Source organism: Leifsonia aquatica H1aii, from assembly GCF_000633535.1.
In the GTDB taxonomy this organism is placed as follows: Bacteria; Actinomycetota; Actinomycetes; order Actinomycetales; family Microbacteriaceae; genus Leifsonia; species Leifsonia aquatica_A.
Map to the genome: position 1 here is coordinate 445,249 of NZ_AYMR01000009.1, position 19,894 is coordinate 465,142.

The window sequence follows — 19,894 nt, forward strand, 5'->3', positions numbered from 1 at the left end:
CCGCGAGGGCTGTCCAGATGGCCCAGGGACGACCTCAGCGGCCGTGACGGCGCCGGATCCCGAACCCGAGGAGCACTGCCCCGCCGATCGCCACGATCACACCGGCCCCGCGGACCAGCCACTGGACCTGGCCGGTCGCCGCGTCCACGAGCAGCGGCACGGCCAGGCCGAGGGCGATCAGCGCGATGCCCGCGATGAAGAACCAGGGGGAGCCGTTCGTGCGTTCGACCATCCCCTCAGCCTACCGAGCGGGCGGCCCGTGCACCCGCCTCAGGCGCTCCGGGCCGCTCGCGTGCGCCGGGTGAGCGGGGCGCGCAGCCCCAGGTTCTCGCGCAGGGTGGCCCCGGCGTACTCCGTCGGATAGATGCCGCGCTCCTGCAGCTCCGGCACGAGCAGGTCGACGATGTCGTCGAGCCCCGAGGGGATGAGCCACGGGGTGATGTTGAACCCGTCGACCACCCCGGCGTCCGCGTAGCGCTGGAGCGTCGCCGCCACGGTTCCGGCGCTGCCCACGAAGCCCCGGGTCGAGTTCAACGCGATGACCAGCTCGCGGATGGACAGTCCCTCCGCCTCGGACCGCGCGCGCCAGGCGTCCGCGGTCGTCTTCGCCTGCGCCGCACGGAAGGCCGTCCCACGGGTCTCGCCCGTCGTCTCCTGCACCGGATCGAACGCCGGGAGCGGACCGTCCGGGTCGAGCGAGGAGAGGTCGGTGCCCCAGATGTTCTCGATGAAGGCGATCGCGGTCTGCGGCGAGATCTGGGCGCGACGCAGCCAGCGGGCCTTCTCCTCGGCCTCGGCGTCGGTGTCCGCGATGACGAACTCCTGGCCGGGGAAGATCTTCAGGTCGTCCGCCGGTCGCCCGGCACGCAGGGTGCGCTGCCGGATGTCGTCCGCGAACGCCGCCGCGTCGTCGAAGGCGCTGTGGGCGGAGAAGATCACGTCGGCCTGACGGGCCGCGAAGTCGCGGCCGTCGGGGGAGTCCCCGGCCTGGAACAGGACGGGGTGGCCTTGCGGGCTGCGGGGGAGGCGAGACACGGCCGCGGCCGTGTAGTGCAGGGTGCGCACCTCGGCGCCTCCGTCGCCGGTGCCGCGGCCGGCACGTGACCAGGCCGCCGCGTCCGACGTCTCGGCGATCTCGTCCTCCCACGCGTCCCAGAGCGCCTTGGCCGCCACGACGACAGCCTCGGCGTGGGTGTACCGGTCGGCGTGGTCGAGATAGCCGCCGCGACGGAAGTTCGCCCCCGTCCAGGCGTTGTCGGTGGTGACGATGTTCCACGCCGCCCGTCCGCCCGACAGCAGATCGAGGGTGTTCAACCGATGCGCCAGGTCGAACGGGTCGTTGTACGTCGTGTTCTGGGTGGCGACGAGCCCGATCCGGCTGGTCACCGCGGCCAGCGCGGCGAGCTGGGTCTGGGCGTCCGGGCGTCCCGCGACATCGAGCTGGTGCAGCTGCCCCAGGTGCTCGCGCAGACGCAGGCCCTCGCCGAGGAAGAACGCCGAGAACAGGCCGCGCTCGGCGGTCTGTGCGACGCGCCGGAAGCTCTCGAAGTCGATCTGCGACCCGCTGGCCGGATCGGACCACACGGTGCTGAAGTTGACGCCCTGGAAGAAGACGCCGAAGCGGAGGACGGTGGGGGCGGTCATGCGGACTCCTCGAGACGGTCGGCGGTGCGCGGGCCGGCCGGAGCGTCCGGGAGCCCGAGGGTGGTGCGGAGGCTGTCGCCGGACCGCGGCGTGGCGACGGGGATGCGCTCGCGCAGGGCCGGGAGGACGGCGCGGCCGAGCTCCTCCAGCTCCACGTCGAGCACGGCGGGGTGGAGCCGGACGCCGTCGACCACGGTCGCGAGCGCTGCGAGCAGCTCGACCAGCGCCGAGGCCGTCCCGGTGAAGCGCGCGCGGGTCCGCGGCCACGCCGTATGGCTGTCGAGCGCCGCGACGCGGGACTCGGCCGGCACACCCGCCGAGTCGAGCGCCACCTCCAGGTCGAGCACGGCGAGGGCCGCGCCGCGCGAGCGCAGCGTCGAGGCGAGCGCGGCGGAGGCCGCCACGAGTTCGCCCGGCTCGATGGAGGCGACATCGAAGAGGGCGACGTCGAGCTCGACGCGCTCGGCGAGGGCGGCCCTGCCGAGCACCGGGAGCAGACCCTGGGGAGGTCGCGGAACGATCGACGGCCCGGTCACGCGGTAGTCGTCGCCGGCGAAATCGATGTGGTGCACGCGGTCCCGGTCCAGATAGCGACCGGTGGGCACGTCCGCGACGACCGCGTCCGCCTCCCACGACAGCCAGAGCCGACGCGAGACCTCCACCGCGTCGGCGGCCCGATCGGCCGCGACCGGGGCGGAGACCGCGGGGCGTCCGAACACGGCGGCGGCACGGGCGTCGGGGTCGGCCTCGACGAGCCAGCCGGCGCGTCCGTGCGAGGCGTAGTCGAGGCTGGCGAGCTGGGTGCCGACGTGGAACGGCTCGCCGTACACGCCGTGCACCGTCGGTACGAGGCCGATCGCCGCGGTCAGGGGTGCCGCGTAGGCCGCGCGGAGCACCGCGTCGAGACGCGCCTGCGGGCCTCCGCGGTGGCCGGGCGGCGTGGGAGCGTCGGCGAAGGTCGCGAAGGCGAACCCCGCGCGCTCGGCGAGTTGCGCACGCCGGGCGACCGCTCCGCCGGAGAGGACCCCCTGCGGGCCGAAGGCCGAGGCCCGCCACGCGGCGGGATGCGCGCCGTCGCCGTCCAGCTCGACGCCGAGCACGAAGCCGGTCATGCGTCGACCCGCTCTCCGCCGCGCTCGACCGGGATGCGCTCGCCCGCCGTCACGGCGAACGGCAGCCGGTTGCCGGCCGGAGGCAGCGGGCAGGTCGCGAAATCGGTGTACGCGCACGGGAGGTTGACGGCGCGGGTGAAGTCCAGGACGACCGCACCGTCGGCCGTGGGCGCCGCGACGGCGAGCGAGCGGTTCGCGGCATACGTGGTGACGCCGCTCGTCGCGTCCAGGAACAGCACGAGGAGGGAACCGGGGGTGCGGCCGTCGAAGGCGATCAGCCGGTGCTCGGCGCCGTCGTGCTCGAAGACGACCTCGCCCGGTGCGGCGTAGACGTGCTCCAGGCCCTCGGCCACCGAGCCGACCGTGACCTCCCGCGGCTCGGCGAACGGCTCGAACCGGCCGGGGATCACCCAGCGGTCCTCGGGCGCGTACGTCGGGGTCCCCGCGTACGCGGTGCGAACGGGGGCGTCGGGATGCCGCGGCCGCACGATGTCCGACCCGCCCCGGCGGGCGACCTCGACGACCGCGTCGCCGAAGGAGACGATCCGCTGATCCCGCTCCGCGATCGGCCCGAACGCGTGCCGCCCGGTGACGACCGCGCCGTCGACGATCAGCTCCTCGCCCGCGTCGAGCACGACGATCGGCCCCTCAGCGCCCGTCGACCACGCGCCGGGCACATCGTCGAAGCGCTCCGGCGCCGACGTGAGCCAGCGGAGGGAGGTGATGGCGAGGAAGCCGTGGGCGTCGGCGCGCGCGGCCTCGTGCGCGTCGTGCCAGTCGGACCACGCGGCCGCGAAGGCGGTGGTGTCGGTCTCGGATGCGATGCTCATGCCGCAGGACGCTACCGGCGGCGCACCGGGCGCGGGCAAGGGTCGCCGACACGCGGCGTAACCCCCGTCATACGGGGTCACGCGGGTTGCATGGCGCACGGCGGGATTGCAGGAGCCGCTTGTATGGTTGAGGACCGTATGCGCACCGACATCCTCGACCCGGCCCGCCTGCGCGCGGACTTCCCGATCCTCGCCCGCGAGGTCAACGGGCACCCCTTCGTCTATCTCGACTCGGGGGCCACCTCCCAGAAACCGCGGCAGGTCCTGGACGCCGAGCGCGCGTTCGCCGAGACCTACACGTCGGCCGTGCACCGCGGCGCCCACACGGTGGCGGGGGAGGCGACCGAGCTGTTCGAGGAGGCCCGCGAACGCGTGGCCCGCTTCGTCGGCGCCCGACCCGACGAGCTGGTGTGGACCTCCAACGCCACCGAGGGTCTGAACCTGATCGCGTACGGGATGTCGAACGCCTCGCTCGGCCGCGGCGGCGCGGCGGCGGCCCGGTTCGGGCTCGGCCCGGGCGACGAGATCGTCGCGACCGAGGCCGAGCACCACGCCAACCTCGTGCCGTGGCAGGAGCTCGCCGCCCGGACGGGTGCGACGCTGCGCATCGTCGGCCTCCACGACGACGGCACCCTGCGCCTGGATCAGGCCGCCGAGCTGATCGGACCGCGCACGCGGCTCGTCGCCTTCGCCCACGTCTCGAACGTGCTCGGCGCGATCGCGCCGGTCGCGGAGCTGGTGGCGCTGGCCCACGAGCACGGCGCCCTCGTCGTGCTCGACGCCTGTCAGTCGGTGCCGCACCTGCCGGTCGATGTCGCCGCGCTGGACGTCGACTTCGCCGTCTTCTCCGGCCACAAGATGCTCGGCCCGACGGGCGTCGGCGCGCTCTACGGCCGCGCCGAGCTGCTGAACACTCTTCCGCCCTTCCTCACCGGCGGGTCGATGATCACGACGGTCACCCTGGAGGGCGCCGAGTACCTCCCGGCGCCGCAGCGCTTCGAGGCGGGCACGCAGCGTGTCTCGCAAGCGGTCGCGCTCGCCGCGGCGGTCGACTACCTCGACGCGGTCGGGATGACCGCCATCGCCGCCCACGAGGAGGCCCTCGGCGACCGCATGCTCGCCGCGCTCGCGGAGATCCCGGGTGTGCGGGTGCTCGGACCGGGCGCGGGCACGCCCCGTGTCGGTCTCGCCAGCTTCGTCGTGGACGGCATCCACTCGCACGACGTCGGCCAGTTCCTCGACGATCGCGGCATCGCCGTGCGCGTCGGCCATCACTGCGCCCAGCCCGTGCACCGCCGCTTCGGCGCCACCGCGAGCACGCGCATCAGCACCTACCTGTACAACACCGCGGACGAGGTGGATGCGGCCGTCGCCGCCGTCGCCGACGCCCGCGCCTTCTTCGGAGTGGCCGCATGACCTCCAGCGATCTGCAGAACCTCTACCAGCAGGTGATCCTCGACCACGCCCGGGAGAAGCACGGCTTCGGGCTGCGCGACGACGCCGCGGCCAGCTCCCACCAGCTGAACCCGACCTGTGGCGACGAGGTCACCGTCGGCGTGCACACGACCGCCGACGGCCGCGTTGCCGCGATCAGCTGGGAGGGGCACGGCTGCTCGATCTCGACGGCCTCGGCGTCGCTGCTGAGCGACCTCGTCCACGATGTCGACCGCGCGCAGCTGGAGGAGGCCGTGGCCGCCTTCCGCGAGCTCATGCACTCCAAGGGCGCGCTCGAGGGCGACGACGAGCTGCTCGGCGACGCGGTCGCGCTCGCGGGCGTCTCGAAGTACGTCACCCGCATCAAGTGCGCCATGCTCCCGTGGGTCGCCCTCGAGGACGCCCTCCTGAAATCCGCCTGACCACGCGGTCGCCAACGGAGGAGATCCCGGCACATCCGTGCGGGAACTCCTCCGTTGCCGGCCTCTGGGCCGTGAGTCTCGCGTGATCTCCTCCGTTGCCCGCAGTGCTACGGGACGGGCGCGAGGTCGACCTCGTCGGCGATGGCCTCCAAGGCCGAGGGGAGCGACGGGAACGTGGTGCCGTAGATGAGTCCGGACGGGCCGGCCGCCGTCCAGGCGGCGGTGCCGCGCTCGACGGTGCCGACGAGGTAGCGCTTGTGGCCGCCGAGCACCTGGCGCTGCGCGATGGGCAGCGTGAGCGGGAACGCGTACACGTCGCCCTGGGGGCTGACCACCAGCTCCCACCGGGCCCTGCCGGGATTGAATTTACTCGTGAAGATGCGCGACATGATCGCTCGTTTCTACCCTCCTGACGGGTGCGGCCGCCATGTTCATGACGACCTGTTGCGAACGGCCCGTCCGCCCGGCGCGATGGCCGGGGCGAGCGGGCCGTCCGCGGTGCTCACTCGTTGCTGAGCGGCAGGCCGGCCGGGTTGACCTCGGAGGTCTCCACGGACTCGTTCGTGAGGTTGTACGCCTTCAGCACCGCCGCATACTGACCGTGCTCGATCAGGTAGTTGAAGGCTGCGGCGACGGGCTCGGCGAGGCCGCTGCCCTTCTTGGAGGTGGCGGCGATCAGACCCTTGACGGTCTCGCCGGCGCCGGAGAAGGTGCCGGCCGTGCGGATCGGGTTTGCGGTCTTCGCGGACTGCGTCTCCTGGTAGGCGACGCCGGGGTTGGGGGAGAAGTAGGCGTCGATCTTGCCCGAGTTGAGCGCCAGGTAGACGGCGTTGGTGTCCGGGTAGTACTTCACGTCGAGGGTCTTGCCCTCGGCCTGGAGCTTCTGCTGCCATTCCAGCAGGATCTTCTCCTGGTTCGTCCCGCGGTCGGTCGCGACGGTCAGACCCGCGAGGTTCTGGTAGTCGCCGTCGAACTCCCACGTGTTCTTCTTCAGCACGGCGAACGCGAGGATGTCCTGCCGGTAGGAGGCGAAGTCGTACTTCTGCTTGCGCTCCTCGGTCACCGTGATGTTCGAGAAGCCGGTGTCGATCGTGCCGTTGTCGATGCCGATGAACAGGTTCTGCCAGGTGGCGTTCTTGAACTCCGGCTTCAGGCCGAGCACCTTCGCGACCAGGCGCGCCAGGTCGGGGTCGGTGCCGGTGTAGGTCTTCTGATCGTCGCCGACATAGGTGATGGGCGGGAAGCCGGAGGGGAGCGCTCCGAGGCCGACGACCAGCGTGCCGCTCTTCTTCACGCTCTCGGGGAGCGTGTCCCGGATGCTGTCGACCTGCTTCACCTCGACGGTGCTCTCGGTGGCGACCCCGTTCGAGTGGGCGCCGATGGTGACGGTGTCGGATCCGCCGCTCGTGCTGCTCGCCGACGCCTGTCCGGAGCAGGCCGCGAGGGAGGCGACGAGGGCGGTGGCGACGAGCGCGGCGGACACGACGGTCCGTCGGCGACGCCGGGGGAGGTGCTGTGACATGGGATCTCCTGGGGTGTGCGGGTGGTGCGTCGGGCGGGTGGATGTTCAGAGCACGCGGCTCAGGAACTCTCTGGTGCGCTTCTCGCGCGGGGCGTCGAGCACCTCGGCCGGGGTGCCCTGCTCGACCACGAGTCCTTCGTCGAGGAAGACGACGCGGTCGGCGACCTCCCGGGCGAAGCCGATCTCGTGGGTGACGACGACGAGGGTCGCTCCGCTGCCGGCGAGGGAGCGGATGACCGCGAGCACCTCGCCGACGAGCTCCGGATCGAGTGCGCTGGTCGGCTCGTCGAAGAGCAGGACGTCGGGCTCCAGCGCGAGGGCGCGGGCGATGGCGACGCGCTGCTGCTGACCGCCGGAGAGCTGGCGGGGGTAGGCCGAGGCCTTCTCGGCGAGTCCGACACGCTCCAGCAGCGTGCGCGCACGCTCCCGGGCGGCGACCGGTGCCAGACCGTGCGCGATCGGTGCCTCGGTCACGTTCTCGAGGATCGTCAGGTGAGGAAAGAGGTTGAAGTTCTGGAAGACGAAGCCGATCCGGGCGCGCTGGGCGAGGATGCGGCGCTCGCTGAGCTCCTTCAACCGGCCGCGGTGCACGGTCACGCCGATCAGCTCGCCGCCGACGACGACGTAGCCCTCGTCGAGCGGCTCGAGATGGTTGATGGCGCGCAGGAGCGTCGACTTGCCCGATCCGGAAGGCCCGAGGATCACGGTCACGGTGCCGGCCTCGATCGTCAGATCGATGCCGCGCAGCACCGGGCGGTCGCCGAACGCCTTGGTCGCGTTGGCGATCTCGATGCCGGCGCTCACAGCGCACCGTCCAGGCGGTTGTTCTCCCGGCCGCGCACCCAGAGCCGCACCCGCTGGAAGGGGGTCGGCGGGAGGGCGCGCACCGAGCCGCGCGCGTAGTAGCGCTCGATGTAGTACTGGATGGTCGAGACGATGCTGGTGAGCACGAGATACCAGATGGTGGCGACGACCAGGAGGGGGATGATGTCGCCGGGGTTCGTGCTCCCGATGCTCTGCACCACCCCGAACAGGTCGAGCAGCGAGACGTAGAACAGCAGCGAGCTCGCCTTCAGCAGCCCGATGATCTGGTTCACATAGGCGGGGACGATCGACCGCAAGGCCTGGGGCAGGATCACCCGGCGGAACTGCCGCCCGCGGGAGAGGCCGAGAGCCTTGGCCGCCTCCTGCTGACCGGGGTCGACGGCGAGCACCCCGGCGCGCACGACCTCGGACGCGTAGGCGATCTCGCTCAGGCTCAACCCGATCACGCCCAGCGTGAGGTCGGAGAGCACGGTCACCGTCGGCACCGTCAGCTGCGGACCGAACGGGACCCCGACCCCGATCGACGGGTACAGGCTGCCCAGGTTGTACAGGAAGATCAGCACCAGGATGAGCGGCACCGACCGGAACAGCCACACGTACAGCCAGCTCACCGAGCGCAGCACCGGGTTCGGCGACAACCGCCCGAGCGCGACCACGACGCCGCCGACGAAGCTCACCACCGCGCTGATCGCCGTCGCCGTCAGGGTGAGCTGCAGTCCGGTCAGGATCGCCGGGCTGAACAGCCAGGTGCCGACCTTCGCCCACTCCCAGGACGGGTTCGTGAACAGCGACTGGCCGGCGTTCAGGAGCAGCAGCAGCACGACCGCCGCGCCCAGCCAGCGGCCGGGGTGGCGCAGCGCGAGCACGGGCCGGTCTGCGAGACGACGCAGTTCGTCGGCGCTCGGCAAGGGTGCCGCCCCGGTGCCCCGGATGGTCGCGGGCGGCGCGGCGCTCGTGGACGCCCCGGCGGTCTCGGCCGGCGCCGTCGTCGTCGCGCTCATCGTCGCACCGCCGCGGGGGTGTGCAGGGTCTTCTCGAACGGGTGGATGCCGACCTCCTCGGCGCTCAGCGCGGTGTCGTACAGCGGGGTGTACCCCGCCGCCAGATACAGCGCCTTCGCCTCCGGCTGCCGCGGGCCCGTCGTCAGGTACACCCGCGTGTAGCCGCGCCGCACGGCCTCGGACTCCAGCTCGGCCACCACTCGGCGGGCGAGCCCCTCGCGGCGATGGGATGCGCTGGTCCAGATGCGCTTGAGTTCGGCGGTCCGCTCGTCGTAGCGCTTGAACGCGCCTCCCGCGATCGGCGCTCCGGCGCGCAGCAGGAGCACGAACGCTCCGTGCGGCACCGCGAAGTCCTCGGCGGGGTAGCGGCTCAGCTCCACCGAGGCGCGCTCGCCGAAGAAATCTCCGTAGCGGGTGTCGTACTCGAGCTCGAGCTCGGCGAGCAGCGGGCGGGCCAGCTCGTCGGTGGCGTCGACGTAGCGGAACTCGTCGGCGAGGACGGGGGATGCGGGCATCGGCGGGCCTCCAATCGGATGGGAGCGGAAGGGATGCCGATGACCGTACGGGCGCCCGTCAAGCGGGCGGGAGCTCCCGTTACGGATTGCGACGCGGCCGTCACACGGCGCAACGGGGGCTTGGTGAACGCGTCCCGGCGGGCGACGCTGCTCGGATGCCGCCCACCGCCGACCTCGCCGCCTCCCCGGTCGCCGCCTCCGTCGTCCGGACCACCGCGGTCGCCGCCTCTGTCGCTCTCGTCGCCGCCTCTGTCGCTCTCGTCGGGGCCGGTCCGCGTGCGGCCGGGTGGCTGGAGCGGTTCGGTGCCGCGCGCTCGATGCGCGCCGCGCCGCCTCCCGTGACGGTGCACCTGATCGACCCGTTCCCGCCGGGTGCCGGCCGTATCTGGCGGCGCGAGCAGTCGCCGCTGCTCAAGCTGAACTCGATGGTCGAGGACGTCACGATGTTCACCGACGACTCGTGCACGCTCGAGGGCCCGGTGCGTCCCGGTCCCTCGCTGCTCGAGTGGATGGAGGCCGTGCGCTCCGGGTCCCTCGACGACGCCCGCATCGTCGATCCGCTCGTGTGGGCCGAGGTCGGCCGTCTGCGGCGGGGCGACTTCCCGACCCGACGGCTGCAGAGCCACTACCTGGACTGGTTCCTGCGCCTGGCGATCTCCGCCCTCGACGACGGCGTGACCGTCGTCGTCCACCGCGACCGCGTGCAGGCGGTCGCGGGCACGCACGGTCCGCAGACCGTGTCCATCGCCGGCGGCGGCAGCCTCGTGGTCGACGCTGTCGTCTATGCGCTGGGCCACGCGGGAAGCGACCCTGCGGGGGAGTCGGCCCGGTTCGCGGGGTTCGCCGCCCGGCATGGCCTCGACTACCTCGCTCCCGCCTTCACGGCCGACGCCGATCTGGACGCGTTCGGAGCGGGTCGCACGGTCGCCGTGCGCGGCTTCGGTCTTGCCGCGGTCGACCTGATCGTGCTGCTGACGGAGGGGCGGGGCGGCCGCTTCGTGCCGGACCGGGGCGGCGACGGTGTGCGCTACCTGCCGAGCGGGCGGGAGCCGCGCCTGCTGATCGGTTCGCGCCGCGGCGTCCCCTACCGGTCGAAGATCTCCTCGCGGCTCGTCGGCGATCCTCCCGCGCTCCGCCACCTGACCCCGGAGGTCGTGGCCGCGCTGGCCGCCTCCACGGAGAAGCTGGACTTCCGCGAGGCCGTGTGGCCTCTGATCGCCCGCGAGCTCGTGAACGGCTACTACCGGGAGCTGTTCACCGGCCATCCCGAACGGGTCCGCATCGCCTGGCCGGAGTTCGTCGCCGAACTCGACCGGGTCGGGCAGGAGGGCGACGGCTACCGCGCTCTCGTCGCGCGCGCCCTCCGGCATCCCGATGACGCCCTGCACCTGGACGCGTTCGACCGGCCGCTCGACGGGGCACGGTTCGCCGACGCCGACGCGGTGCAGGAGGGGGTCCGCGCCCACCTCCGCGCCGATCTGCGTCAGCGCACCGATCCGGACGGCAGCGCGACCCTCGGCCTGTTCACGGCGCTGCTCCACGCCCTCTTCGCGATCGCCCCGCACCTCGCGGGGGACCTCTGGACCGAGGAGTCCCGCCGGCGCGACGTCGTGGGATGGTGGCCCGGCTACTTCAGCTACGTCGCCTCCGGACCGCCCCCGCATCGGCTGGAGGAGCTGATCGCCCTCTCGGAGGCCGGGATCGTCCGCTTCGCCGGCGCCGGGATCGGCGTCACCGCGGACGAGGCCGCCGGCCGGTTCCGGGTCGGCAGTGCGAGCGTCGCCGGCGAGACCGAGGTCACCGCCTTGATCGACGCCTGGCTGCCGGCCGCGACGGCCGAGACGAGCGACGAGCCCGCCCTGCGCGACCTGGTCGCGTCCGGCGCCGGATCGGTGCGCCACGGCCAGGTGCGCGTCTCGGCGACCGATGCCCGGGTGCTGCGCCCGGACGGCTCCCCGCATCCCGCGCGCTGGGCGATCGGCCCCTTCACGACGGCACCCTTCGCCGGCGCCTTCTCCCGTCCGGGCACCGACGCCCTCGCCTTCCGCGAGAACGACCGGGTCGCCCAGGCCGTGCTCGACGTGCTCACCGCGCGCTCGCGCTCGCCGCTCGCGACCCCCGCTCCCGCCCCCGCTCCCGCTCCCGCTCCCGCGAGGTGAGAGTCGTTGCGGGTATTCCGCCCGTTTACCCGCAAGAACTCACCCTTCGCCGGCGGCACCGCACCCCCGCTCCGCGAGGTGAGGGTTGTTGCGGGTATTCCGCGCGTTTACCCGCAACGACTCACCCTTCGTGGTCGGCACCGCCCCCCCCGCCCCCGCGAGGTGAGGGTTGTTGCGGGTATTCCGCGCGTTTACCCGCAATTACTCACCCTTCGTGGGCGCACCGTACCCCGCTCCCGCGAGGTGTGAGTTGTTGCGGGTATGTCGCGCGTTTACCCGCAACAACTCACCCTTCGCGGGCGGCACCGCACCCCCCGCTGCGGCGAGGTGAGGGTTGTTGCGGGTGTTTCGCCCGTTTACCCGCAACTACTCACCCTTCGCGGGCGCACCGCACCCCGCTGCGGCGAGGTGAGAGTCGTTGCGGGTATTCCGCGCGTTTACCCGCAACTACTCACCTTTCGTGGGCGCGCACAGCGCCCGACTCAGGCGAGGTGTGAGTTGTTGCGGGTATGTCGCGCGTTTACCCGCAACAACTCACCCTTCGCGGGCGGCACCGCACCCGACGCCGGGGCGAGCGCGACGCAAGCGGGTCAGGGCTCCAGGGTGCCGAGCCAGCGGGTGAGGATGCGCTCGAGCGCCTGCGCGTCGGTCGGGGAGAGGTCGGCGAGGAGCCGCTGCTCGTTCGCCATGTGCGCGGTGAAGGCGGCGTCGATCGTCGAGCGTCCGAGGGGGGTCAGCGCGACCACCCGTCCGCGGCCGTCGCCGTCGGCGGCGCGGCGCGTCACGAGTCCGGCATGCTCGAGCCGGTCCAGGCGCTTGGTCATCCCGCCGGTCGTGATCATCGTGTGTTCGGCCAGGTCGCCGGGCGTGCGCTCGTAGGGGGCTCCCGAGCGGCGCAGCGCGGCGAGCACGTCGAAGTCGCCTTCGCCGAGGCCGTGCTCGGCGTAGACGGCCGTGAGCTCGTCGGTCAGCCGGGCGGCGACGCGGTGGAGGCGGCCGATGACCCCCTGCGGCGCGACGTCGAGATCCGGGCGCTCGCGCCGCCACTCCTGCTGGATCCGCGCGACGTGATCGGGATGCTCCGGGATGTCCTGCTGCATCCCACCACATTACCTTCCCGAGAAGCTAAACTATCTTCCATGGAAGCTAAATGGGGCTGGATCGCCCTCACCGCCGTCGCCCCGATCGCCTGGGGCTCCACCTACGTCGTCACCCGCGCCGTCCTCCCCGGCGAGCCGCTCTGGGGATCCGTGCTGCGTGCGCTGCCCGCCGGGCTGCTCCTCCTGTTGGTCAAACGGCGGATGCCGCGCGGCGCGTGGTGGTGGCGGTCGGCGGTGCTCGGGGTGCTCACCTCGGGCGGGTTCTTCGCGCTCGTCTACGCCGTGGCCCGGCTCCTGCCGTCCGGCGTCGCGTCCACGGTGATGGCCGCTTCGCCGCTCGCGATGATGGCGCTCGCCTGGATCGTGCTGGGCCAGCGGCCTCGCTTGCTCGCGTTGGCGGGCGGCGTCGCCGGCGCGATCGGGGTGGCGGTGATGCTCCTCGGTGCGGCGACGGGCGTCGATCCGCTCGGTGTCGTCGCGGCCGTGGCGGCGATGCTGCTGTCGTCCGTCGGCTATGTGCTCGTGACGCGGTGGGAGGGGGAGGTGGACGTGTTCTCGGCGACCTCCTGGCAGCTGATCGCGGGCGGCCTCCTGATGCTTCCGCTCGCGCTCGTGTTCGAGGGGGCGCCTCCCGCGCTCGACGGGCCGGCGATCGCGGGCTTCGCCTACGTGACGGTGATCGCGACCGCGGTCGCCTTCCTCGCGTGGTTCTCCGGACTGCGCCATCTCGGACCGGCGACCGTCGGGCTCATCGGCCTGCTGAACCCGGTCACGGGCGTGCTGCTCGGCGCCCTCGTCGCGGGGGAGACCCTGACCGGTCGGCAGCTGCTCGGTCTCGGGATCGTGCTCGCCGGGATCGCGGTCGGTCAGTCGGCCAAGGCGTCGAGAAAACCGCGGGTCGGAGCGAAGAACGTCGTGCCCGTGGCGGCGGTGGAGAAGTCCAGGATGCGGTCGTAGGAGCCCGCCGGGTCGCCGATGAACATCCGTTCCAGCATCCGCTCGATCACCCACAGGGCGCGGGAGTAGCCGATGAAGTAGGTGCCGAACTCGGCCTGACCCGGACGGCCGAAGGGCATGTTGTCGCGCAGGATGTCGTGCTCGACGCCGTCCTCCCCGGTGATCGTCGCGAGCGTCTTGTGCGCCTTGCGGCCCTCCGTCACATCGTCGAGCTCGATGTTCTCGACCTTGGTCCGGCCGATCACGGCCTCCTGGTCGGGCACGGGCAGGGCGTTCCAGGCGCCGAGGTCGTGCAGGTACTTCTGCACGACGACGTAGCTCCCTCCGGCGTGCTCGGGATCCTCGTCGCCGACGATGGCGGCGCCGGGCAGGTCGGACCCCGTCGGGTTGGCGGTGCCGTCGACGAACCCGAGCAGGTCGCGGGAGTCGAAGTACCGGAAGCCCGTGACCTCGTCCACGACCGTCACCGCGTCGCCGAGGGAGGCCAGCAGCAGCCGCTCGAACTCGAACGTGAAGTCGCCGCGCTCGGCCCGGATGTGGAAGAGCAGGTCTCCGGGGGTCGAGATCGCGGTGTGCGCGCTTCCGCGGATCTCGCGGAACGGGTGCAGCTCGCGCGGTGGCGCCACCGCGGTGAGCCGGGGCCAGACGTCGGCGCCGATGGCGACGGTGCAGGACAGGTGCGCGTTCAGATCGCGGAACCCGACGGTCTTCACCAGTCCGGCGAGGTCGCCGAGCACGTCCGTGACGGTTGCGACGGCGTCCGGCGTGTCGCCGACCGTCACGACGAGGAAGACCGCCGCCCGCGAGAGCGGGGCGTCCACGCTCTGCGGGTCGATCGGGACGCGCTGCCAGCTGTGCTCTCCGGAGGTGTCGGGCATGGCATCCACTCTGCCGTATCGCGGCCGTATCACGCATCGGCCGAAGAAGCGATTTGGCATCCGACCCGCGACCGCTGATACCGTCGAAGGCGCCCCGGTGTGCTCCGACAGCACGGAACGGGGCCGTGAACCCAGCCCGCGACCCGGGCGCGCGGCCGTCACCAGCGGCCCGCCCAGGACGTACGGTCGGCTGGGCGTGGGTGCACCCCGATGGTCGCGCCGGCGGTGGTGATTCGCGTGGAAGGTCCGCGCTCGAGTCGCCCGGTTACCGCAGCACGCCCACCACCCGGGCGCAACCACCGGCCGACATCGCGCCTGTGCGATGCGTGCCTGCGGAGAGCAAGTGAGCGAGTCTGTCGCCGTCGAGGCGAGGAACATCTACAAGGTATTCGGGCGCAAGCCCCAGGAGGCGGTCCGCCGCCTCCGGGACGGCGCCACCCGGAAGGAGGTCTCCGGGCAGGGGACCGCGGCCGTGATCGACGCGAGCCTGACGGTCAACCGCGGCGAGATCTTCGTCGTCATGGGACTGTCCGGCTCCGGCAAGTCGACCCTGATCCGCCTCCTGAACGGGCTCCTGGAGCCGACCGCGGGCGAGGTCGAGGTGATGGGGACGACCATCACCGGCCTGACCGGCAAGCGGCTGCGGGAGGTGCGCCAGCGCCACATCTCGATGGTGTTCCAGCACTTCGCCCTGCTGCCGCACCGCACGGTGCTCGACAACATCGCCTACGGGCTGGAGGTGCGCGGCACGCCGAGCGCCGAGCGCCGCGCCCGCGCCGAAGAGGTGCTGGAGCTCGTCGGCCTGGGCGGCTGGGGCGACAAGCTCCCCAGCGAGCTCTCCGGCGGGATGCAGCAGCGGGTCGGTCTCGGTCGCGCGCTGGCCGCCGACACCGATGTGCTGCTGATGGACGAGGCGTTCTCGGCCCTCGACCCGTTGATCCGCCGCGAGATGCAGGAGCAGCTGCTCGAGCTGCAGGGCACCCTCGGCAAGACGATCGTCTTCATCACCCACGATCTCAACGAGGCGATGTTCCTCGGCGACCGGATCGCCGTGATGCGCGACGGCCGGATCGTGCAGACGGGGACACCGGAGGAGATCCTCACCGACCCCGCCAACGATTACGTCGCCAGCTTCGTGCAGGACGTCGACCGGGCCCGCGTGCTGACCGCCGCGAGCGTGATGGAGCCGGCCCGCGCCCTCGTCACCGTCGCCGGAGGCCCGCGGGCCGCCATGCGCACGATGCGCGACCTCCAGACCTCCGCCGCGTTCGTCGTCGGCCAGGGGCGCACCCTGCTCGGCGCCGTGCGCGACCGAGACGTGATGCGTCAGGTGCGCGAGGGGCGCAGCGACTTGCGCGAGGTCATCCGGGAGGACATCGCCTCCGTCGACCGCGACGAGGTGCTGAGCGAGCTCGTCGAACCGTCGGTGGGCAGCGACCTGCCGCTGGCCGTCATCGACGACAAGCAGAGGCTGCTCGGGGTCATCCCGCGCGTCACCCTGCTCGCCGCGCTCGGCAACGTCTCGAGCGACACGATGGAGATCCCCGTCATCGTGGAGCCGCCGGCGACCGTGTCGGTGGACGCGATGACCCTCGCGCTCAGCGAGACCGCGGGCGACGAACCGTCCGGTCGCGACGAACCGTCCGCCCGCGGTGAGGAGGTGCCCGCGTGAACGGCTTCCGGCTCCCGCTCGGCGAGTGGGCCGACCACGTCGTCGACTTCGTGACCACGACCCTCGGCGGCTTCTTCGACATCATCCGGATGATCTTCACCGGCCTGTTCGACGGGATGGACTGGCTGCTGCAGACGCCGCCGTTCTGGGGCATCATCCTCATCCTCGCCGTGCTCGCCGTCTGGTTGCGCGGCTGGATCTTCGGCGTCGGCACCGTCGTCGGGCTGCTCGTGATCGTGAGTGTCGACCAGTGGTCGAACGCCATGGACACGCTCGCGCTGGTGCTCGTCTCCGCGGCCATCGCCATCGCGATCAGTGTGCCGCTGGGCATCCTGGCCGCGCGGTCCAAGACGGCGTCCGCGATCATCCGGCCGGTGCTGGACTTCATGCAGACGATGCCCGCCTTCGTGTACCTGATCCCGGCGCTCATCCTGTTCCGCGTCGGCGTCGTGCCCGGCATGGTCGCGACGATCGTCTTCGCGATGGCCCCGGGCGTGCGGCTCACCGAGCTCGGCATCCGCGGCGTCGACAACGAGCTGGTGGAGGCCGGACGAGCGTTCGGTTCGCCGCCGCGTCGCATCCTGCGCCAGATCCAGCTGCCGCTCGCGATGCCGTCGATCCTGGCCGGCGTCAACCAGGTGATCATGCTCTCCCTCTCGATGGTCGTCATCGCAGGCATGGTCGGCGCGGGCGGACTCGGGCGCGACATCGTCCAGGCGCTCAGCCGGGTGGATGTCGGGCTCGGCTTCGAGGCCGGTGTCTCCGTCGTGATCCTCGCGATCATCCTCGACCGCCTCACCGCGTCGGTCGGCCGCGCCCGCCTGCGCATGCCCAAGCGTGCGCTCGCGGTGCTCGGCGCCGCCGTGCTCGTCGCGGTCGGCGGGACGGCCGTGACCGCCGCCTCCACCGCGTCCGGAGGCGAGAAGGGCACTGTGAAGGTCGCGGTGTTCAACGGCTGGCCCGAGGGCGAGGCCGTGTCGTACCTGTGGAAGCACGTGCTCGAGAAGGAGGGCTACTCCGTCGACTTCGAGTACGCCGACGCCGGGCCCGCTTTCGCCGGCCTCTCCACCGGAGACTACGACATCGCGTTCGACGGCTGGCTGCCGACCACCCACGAGGCCTACATGAAGAAGTACGGCTCGAAGGTCACCGACCTCGGTGCCTGGAACGACGAGGCCAAGCTCACGATCGCCGTGAACAAGGATGCGCCGATCGATTCGCTGGACGAGCTGGCCGCGCACTCCGCCGACTTCGGCAACCGCCTGGTCGGCATCGAACCCGGCGCCGGCTTGACGCAGGCGACGCAGGACAAGGTGATCCCCGGCTATGGCCTCGGCTCGATGGACTTCGTCACCTCGTCCACCCCGGCCATGCTCGCCGAGCTGACCGCGGCGATGAAGAAGGGCGACGACGTCGCGGTGACGCTGTGGCGGCCGCACTGGGCGTACGACGAGTTCGACCTGAAGGATCTGAAGGACCCGAAGGGCGCCCTCGGCGACGCCGAGTCCATCCACTCGATCGGCAGCGCGGACTTCACGAAGAAGTTCCCGGAGGTCGCCGGGTGGGTGAAGGGCTTCCGGCTGGACTCCGACCTGCTCTACTCGCTGGAGAACGTGATGTTCAACAGCGGGGCGCAGTCGTCCGAGTACGACGCGATCGTCACGAAGTGGATGGACGACCACGCCGAATACGTGGAGTCCATCACCTCGTAGCGTCGAGCGTCCCGCTCACTCCGACGGCGTGCAGCCAGTCGAAGAGCGAGCGGAGCGAGCGCAGCGCGACGGTGGCGTGCGTGGCACCGGGGATCCGGTCATACGTCACCGTCGTGCCGTCCGCGCGCGCGGACGCCACGAACGCGTCGGTCGCGGACGGCCGCACGAGCTTGTCGCTCTCGCCCTGGGCGACGAACAACGGCATCGTGAGCGCCGAGCCGCCCGGCGTGTTCTGCGCGAGCAGACCCGACCACGGCTCCGCCGTCTCGGGATCGGACGTGAGGAAGCGCCCCACGAGCGGCTGCGCGATCGTGTGCAGCTCCTTGTTCTGCGAGAGCAGGCAGAGATCGTTCATCGCCGGCAGGGCGGTGATGGCGTGCGGGGTCAGGATGCTGTCGAGCGGTTCGTCGTACACCGTCGCGTACGCCTGGAACGCGTAGGAGCCGATCGTCACGCCCGAGACGTCGCCGATGTCGTCGCGCAGCAGGGACGCCAGGTCGGTGGCCGGCGCGGCGACGGCCGCGGCCCGCACGTCGAGCTCGGGGGCGTAGCTGCGGGCGAGCTGCGCCGCGAAGAGCACGGCCTGGCCGCCCTGCGAGTGGCCCCAGAGCACGACGCGGTCGCTCCCGTTCCGGCCGAGCACGGTGCGGGCCGCCCGTGCGGCGTCGAGCACATTGCGGCCCTCGGTGGAGCCGACCAGGTACGAGTCGGGGCCGGCCGTCCCCATCCCGGTGTAGTCCGTGTAGACGACGGCGTAGCCGCGGTTCAGGAAGTCGGTGAGCCCCTCGACGGTGTCATACGGGTCGAGCGAACGCGACGGCGCGCACTTCTCCGCCGCGCCGGTCGTCGGATGTCCCCAGGAGACGATGGTGCGGCCTCCCGCGGGGGCGGGGGAGTCGGGCTCGACCAGGAGCCCCGAGTTCACGACCGGCCGACCGTGCAGATCGGTCGAGCGGAAGAGGATGCGCGTGGCGACGGCGCCGGCGGGAGCCCCGAGCGTCGGAGCGACCCGGATGATGGCGCCGGGCGCCCCGGAGGGCAGCGGGGTGGGCTGCTCGTAGAATCGCGCGATGGACGGCGAGGAAGCGGCGTCCTCCTCCAGCCGGGCGGCCTGGAACGGCGTGCACGCGGAGAGGAGGCCGACGACGACGAGCGCCGCCACCGCACCTGCCGCTCGTCTGATCACGGCGTCAGCCTAGTGGCAGCTCCACGGCAGCCCCGTACGCTGGAGGGATGACCCTCCCGCGGACCGACACCGTCGTCACCTATCCCGACGGCGACCTCACCTCCACCGGCATCGTCGTGCATACGGCTCCGCTGCCCGACGGGCGCACCGCCGTCGTCCTCGACCGCACGGCGTTCCATGCCGTCGACCCGGTCTGGCCGGACCAGCCCGCCGATGTCGGCACGATCGCGGTGGACGGTCGCGCGCGCCCGATCGTCGACGCGGTGGTCGGTGCGACGGACGGCACCTCCCTCCATGTCGGCGACGCCCCGGTGCGCACCGGCACCGAGGGCTGGTCGTTCGTGGTGTGCCACCTGGTCGACGACGCCGCCGGGCTCGAGCCCGGCGCCCCCGTGACGGTGGAGGTGGACGCGGCGACCCGTCGCGCGCTCTCGGCCGGCCACACGGCGTGCCACCTCGCCTCCCTCGCGCTGAACGAGGCGCTCGCACCGCTCTGGACGAAGGAGGTGCCGGTCGACGGCCGTGGGCGTCCCGACTTCGACCGGCTGGCGATCGTGTCGTCGCGCATCCTCCCCGACGGCTCGCGCGACGAGTACCGCATCGGCAAGAGCCTGCGGAAGAAGGGCTTCCCGGCCGCCGACCTCCCGGCCCGGCTCGACGATGTCGTCCAGGCCGCGAACGCGTCGCTGGCGGGTTGGGTCGCCTCCGGCGCGGCGGTCGCGCTGCGGCGGGAGGCGGACGGCTTGGGCGACCGCCGCTTCTGGACGTGCGCGCTGCCCGAGGGCACCGCGTCCATCCCGTGCGGCGGGACGCATCTGCGGTCGCTGGCCGAACTGGAGGCGGTGGAGATCGCGCTGGAGGCCGTGGAGGCCGACGGGGCGCTGACCGTGGTGATGACCACGACCGCACGCCCGGCCTTCTAGGG

At 72.2% G+C, this 19,894-nt stretch carries 19 protein-coding genes; 7 read left to right on the top strand and 12 right to left on the bottom strand.

Going from position 1 to position 19,894, the window contains the following annotated elements; all coding sequences use genetic code 11:
* Nucleotides 1–34 precede the first annotated feature (34 nt).
* The 4 genes from U870_RS0110735 to U870_RS0110750 are packed head-to-tail and all read right to left on the bottom strand — an operon-like array spanning nucleotide 35 to nucleotide 3,586.
* Nucleotides 35–232 (bottom strand): hypothetical protein, encoded by a 198-nt coding sequence (locus U870_RS0110735; protein WP_025157390.1) that lies wholly within the window; start codon nucleotides 230–232, stop codon nucleotides 35–37.
* Between the two features lie 38 nt (nucleotides 233–270).
* A complete protein-coding gene (locus tag U870_RS0110740) occupies nucleotides 271–1,644 on the bottom strand; it encodes an NtaA/DmoA family FMN-dependent monooxygenase (protein ID WP_025157391.1) in 1,374 nt (457 codons plus the stop codon).
* A complete protein-coding gene (locus U870_RS0110745) occupies nucleotides 1,641–2,756 on the bottom strand; it encodes an LLM class flavin-dependent oxidoreductase (protein WP_025157392.1) in 1,116 nt (371 codons plus the stop codon). Before U870_RS0110745 ends, U870_RS0110740 begins: the two co-directional genes overlap by 4 nt.
* Entirely contained in the window at nucleotides 2,753–3,586 is an 834-nt protein-coding gene (locus tag U870_RS0110750) for a DUF1684 domain-containing protein (protein WP_025157393.1), read from the bottom strand. Before U870_RS0110750 ends, U870_RS0110745 begins: the two co-directional genes overlap by 4 nt.
* 138 nt (nucleotides 3,587–3,724) lie before the next feature.
* Between U870_RS0110750 and U870_RS0110755 the strand changes: the two genes are divergently transcribed.
* A complete protein-coding gene (locus tag U870_RS0110755) occupies nucleotides 3,725–5,002 on the top strand; it encodes a SufS family cysteine desulfurase (protein ID WP_025157394.1) in 1,278 nt (425 codons plus the stop codon).
* On the top strand, nucleotides 4,999–5,442 hold the full coding sequence (gene sufU, locus U870_RS0110760; protein WP_025157395.1) for a Fe-S cluster assembly sulfur transfer protein SufU: 444 nt from the start codon (nucleotides 4,999–5,001) through the stop codon (nucleotides 5,440–5,442). The genes U870_RS0110755 and sufU overlap by 4 nt, the downstream gene beginning before the upstream one ends.
* A 107-nt stretch (nucleotides 5,443–5,549) precedes the next feature.
* Here sufU and U870_RS0110765 read toward each other — a convergent pair whose 3' ends face one another.
* From U870_RS0110765 to U870_RS0110785, 5 genes are all read right to left on the bottom strand, one after another.
* On the bottom strand, nucleotides 5,550–5,831 hold the full coding sequence (locus tag U870_RS0110765) for a hypothetical protein (protein WP_025157396.1): 282 nt from the start codon (nucleotides 5,829–5,831) through the stop codon (nucleotides 5,550–5,552).
* 113 nt (nucleotides 5,832–5,944) lie between these two features.
* Complete coding sequence (locus U870_RS0110770; RefSeq protein ID WP_025157397.1) at nucleotides 5,945–6,964, bottom strand: transporter substrate-binding domain-containing protein; 1,020 nt, start codon at nucleotides 6,962–6,964, stop codon at nucleotides 5,945–5,947.
* A 45-nt stretch (nucleotides 6,965–7,009) separates the two neighbouring features.
* Complete coding sequence (locus tag U870_RS0110775; RefSeq protein WP_025157398.1) at nucleotides 7,010–7,768, bottom strand: amino acid ABC transporter ATP-binding protein; 759 nt, start codon at nucleotides 7,766–7,768, stop codon at nucleotides 7,010–7,012.
* Nucleotides 7,765–8,790 (bottom strand): amino acid ABC transporter permease, encoded by a 1,026-nt coding sequence (locus tag U870_RS0110780; protein WP_025157399.1) that lies wholly within the window; start codon nucleotides 8,788–8,790, stop codon nucleotides 7,765–7,767. Before U870_RS0110780 ends, U870_RS0110775 begins: the two co-directional genes overlap by 4 nt.
* On the bottom strand, nucleotides 8,787–9,305 hold the full coding sequence (locus tag U870_RS0110785; protein WP_025157400.1) for a GNAT family N-acetyltransferase: 519 nt from the start codon (nucleotides 9,303–9,305) through the stop codon (nucleotides 8,787–8,789). The genes U870_RS0110780 and U870_RS0110785 overlap by 4 nt, the downstream gene beginning before the upstream one ends.
* Nucleotides 9,306–9,460: 155 nt before the next feature.
* Between U870_RS0110785 and U870_RS0110790 the strand changes: the two genes are divergently transcribed.
* Nucleotides 9,461–11,464: an FAD/NAD(P)-binding protein gene (locus U870_RS0110790; RefSeq protein WP_025157401.1), complete on the top strand. Its 2,004-nt coding sequence runs from the start codon at nucleotides 9,461–9,463 to the stop codon at nucleotides 11,462–11,464.
* Nucleotides 11,465–12,054: 590 nt separating this feature from the next.
* Here U870_RS0110790 and U870_RS0110795 read toward each other — a convergent pair.
* Nucleotides 12,055–12,564, bottom strand: a complete 510-nt coding sequence (locus tag U870_RS0110795) for a MarR family winged helix-turn-helix transcriptional regulator (protein ID WP_025157402.1) — start codon at nucleotides 12,562–12,564, stop codon at nucleotides 12,055–12,057.
* Between the two features lie 39 nt (nucleotides 12,565–12,603).
* On the opposite strand from U870_RS0110795, the gene U870_RS0110800 reads away from it, so the two are divergent.
* The gene (locus U870_RS0110800) at nucleotides 12,604–13,521 is read left to right on the top strand and encodes a DMT family transporter (RefSeq protein WP_025157403.1); all 918 of its coding nucleotides are present in this window, start codon (nucleotides 12,604–12,606) and stop codon (nucleotides 13,519–13,521) included.
* Here U870_RS0110800 and U870_RS0110805 read toward each other — a convergent pair.
* On the bottom strand, nucleotides 13,431–14,399 hold the full coding sequence (locus tag U870_RS0110805; RefSeq protein WP_025157404.1) for a Dyp-type peroxidase: 969 nt from the start codon (nucleotides 14,397–14,399) through the stop codon (nucleotides 13,431–13,433). The two genes, U870_RS0110800 and U870_RS0110805, sit on opposite strands and share 91 nt — an antisense overlap.
* A gap of 322 nt (nucleotides 14,400–14,721) precedes the next feature.
* On the opposite strand from U870_RS0110805, the gene U870_RS0110810 reads away from it, so the two are divergent.
* Nucleotides 14,722–16,071: a quaternary amine ABC transporter ATP-binding protein gene (locus U870_RS0110810; RefSeq protein ID WP_043709862.1), complete on the top strand. Its 1,350-nt coding sequence runs from the start codon at nucleotides 14,722–14,724 to the stop codon at nucleotides 16,069–16,071.
* Nucleotides 16,068–17,783, top strand: coding sequence for a glycine betaine ABC transporter substrate-binding protein (locus tag U870_RS25105; RefSeq protein WP_025157406.1), 1,716 nt, complete (start codon nucleotides 16,068–16,070; stop codon nucleotides 17,781–17,783). The genes U870_RS0110810 and U870_RS25105 overlap by 4 nt, the downstream gene beginning before the upstream one ends.
* On the opposite strand, the gene U870_RS0110820 is transcribed toward U870_RS25105, so the two are convergent.
* Nucleotides 17,773–18,969 carry an alpha/beta fold hydrolase gene (locus U870_RS0110820; RefSeq protein ID WP_240183672.1) on the bottom strand — a complete coding sequence of 399 codons (1,197 nt, stop codon included), beginning with the start codon at nucleotides 18,967–18,969 and terminating at the stop codon, nucleotides 17,773–17,775. The genes U870_RS25105 and U870_RS0110820 overlap by 11 nt on opposite strands.
* 47 nt (nucleotides 18,970–19,016) lie before the next feature.
* Between U870_RS0110820 and U870_RS0110825 the strand changes: the two genes are divergently transcribed.
* Nucleotides 19,017–19,892, top strand: coding sequence for a metal-dependent hydrolase (locus U870_RS0110825; protein WP_025157408.1), 876 nt, complete (start codon nucleotides 19,017–19,019; stop codon nucleotides 19,890–19,892).
* Nucleotides 19,893–19,894: the final 2 nt, after the last annotated feature.